Annotated in this window: 3 protein-coding genes and 1 pseudogene; all 4 read right to left on the bottom strand. The window is 66.6% G+C overall.

Annotated features, from left to right (window positions below):
* Positions 1–240, bottom strand: a pseudogene (locus VBE63_RS28550) (recombinase); the annotation flags it as partial.
* A gap of 141 nt (positions 241–381) precedes the next feature.
* Positions 382–570 carry a hypothetical protein gene (locus tag VBE63_RS28555; RefSeq protein ID WP_323686362.1) on the bottom strand — a complete coding sequence of 63 codons (189 nt, stop codon included), beginning with the start codon at positions 568–570 and terminating at the stop codon, positions 382–384.
* The gene (locus tag VBE63_RS28560; protein ID WP_323686363.1) at positions 554–952 is read right to left on the bottom strand and encodes a single-stranded DNA-binding protein; all 399 of its coding nucleotides are present in this window, start codon (positions 950–952) and stop codon (positions 554–556) included. The genes VBE63_RS28555 and VBE63_RS28560 overlap by 17 nt, the downstream gene beginning before the upstream one ends.
* Before the next feature lie 66 nt (positions 953–1018).
* Positions 1019–1225, bottom strand: a complete 207-nt coding sequence (locus VBE63_RS28565; protein WP_323686364.1) for a hypothetical protein — start codon at positions 1223–1225, stop codon at positions 1019–1021.
* Positions 1226–1823 lie beyond the last annotated feature (598 nt).

A 1823-nucleotide genomic window follows, 5' to 3' on the forward strand; every position in this document is an offset into this window, starting at 1 on the left:
TGCGGCTGTAGTCTGCAGCTCAGCGATGCCAGGCCAGACCGTCTCGATCTCCCGGCCCTGGGCCTTGGAGTACATTGGCACGACGTGCACCGGGCGCTTCATGATGTCCAGATTGCGCGCCGCACAATAGTGCACCGCGAGCAGAATCCCTTCAGCGGTCTTGGCCGAGGGGAAGATCGACTCGGTCAGCACCTTCCAGGTGCTGGGGGTCAGATTCAGGGCCGGATCAAGTGCCGGCATCGGGATGCGTGGTTGATCCGCCTTGGCCATCGTGGTGTGCGTCGACTTCATCAGGGTCCTCCAGGATGCGACAGGCCGGGACCGGCCCCGCAGGGGACCGATGCCCGGCGTGGGTGAGTAGGGTGGCGTGGATGTGTTGGCTCAGCGGGTCAGACGCTCAAGGCGCTGCGCTCGCTGCTCCAGGCGTTCGGCGTGGCGTCGATCGTGATCCAGGCAGCGCAGACGGCAGCGGCGCATCATCCGCGCACGCTTGCGCAGGGCGCGGGCCATGGCGCGCAGCTCGCAGCGCGCCCAGACCGAGGTCGAGCGGTGCTCAGAACGGCAGTTCATCGTCGAAGGGCGCGGCATCGCTTGGCGCTGAACCGGAGGCGGCGCCGTTAGTGGCACCTTTGTTGCCGAGCATGGTCATGCGCTCGGCGATGATCTCGGTGGTGCTGCGCTCCTGGCCGGCCTGATCCTGCCATTGGCGGGTCTGCAGACGGCCTTCGAGATACACCCGCGAGCCCTTGGTCAGGTACTGGCCGGCGACCTCCGCGCTGCGCTTGAACAGCACGATGCGGTGCCATTCGGTGCGCTCCTGGCGCTGGCCGGCGGAGTCTTTCCAGCGCTCGCTGGTGGCCAACGAGAGCGTGGTGACGGCGCTGCCGTCCTTGGTCTGGCGTTGTTCGGGATCACGGCCGAGGTGACCGATCAGTTGGACCTTGTTGAGCATGGATGGCGCTCCTGGTGATGAAAGGGACGGCGACAACGTGGCCGCCAACCGGGTGTGGGCGTTGACTCAGGCTTGATCGCGTTGGCGCCGACGTTCATAGCTCGGCGCCTCGAACTCGGCGTAGGCCTGGTCATCGTCTGGCCAGGGCTCGATGGCCGCTGGCTGCAGACGATCGCGCAGTTGCCAGAACCGCACCTTCAGGCGCCTCACGAGACGGCGTTGGAGGCGCATCAGTGGATGGCGTGTGCTGGATGGGGATGGATGCACGGGCATCGGGGCTCTCCTGGACGGTGGGAGGCCGCGCCGGCGTGTCGAGGCGCGGCACTCGCGGGGTGGATGCTGAGCGTCGCCACAGTGGCGACGGGTGAATCAATGGACGCGTTTGCAGACCCCTGAGGGTCGAGACTCATGGCGTCGTCGGTCTCGTCTGGTCGTGGCTGAAGAGGCCACGGACCGAAATCCATCCACAGCTCCTGCCGTGCTCAAGCGCAGGCGCGTGCGCTGGCAGCTCGGTGTCTGCGATCCCCGTCACCGCTCAGGCGGGCTGATGTGAGACGCGCAGAGCCGCAAGGCCATTGTCTGGCGGGCACTCGGTCGGCGCAGCAGGGAAAGATGCGGAAAAACGGCAGCATTTGCCCTTGTGCGGGGGCAGGTCAGGAAAGAGGGGTGAAAACGCCACCCTTTCGCTGTCGCCGAAATCTTGGTCGGGTCGGATCATGGCGCCATGATCAGACTCCGCTTCCACGACGCGCCGTGCTCAGTCCCGGGTGACCGCTCCCGGGTCGGGGCGGGATTGACCTTGGTGTTGGCGCTTGGGCTTGCGATCGGGCTCCTCGCAACCTCGCCGCCGGCCTCAGCCTTTGAGGTCGCG

The organism is Lamprobacter sp. (assembly GCF_034860625.1).
Lineage (GTDB): Bacteria > Pseudomonadota > Gammaproteobacteria > Chromatiales > Chromatiaceae > Lamprobacter.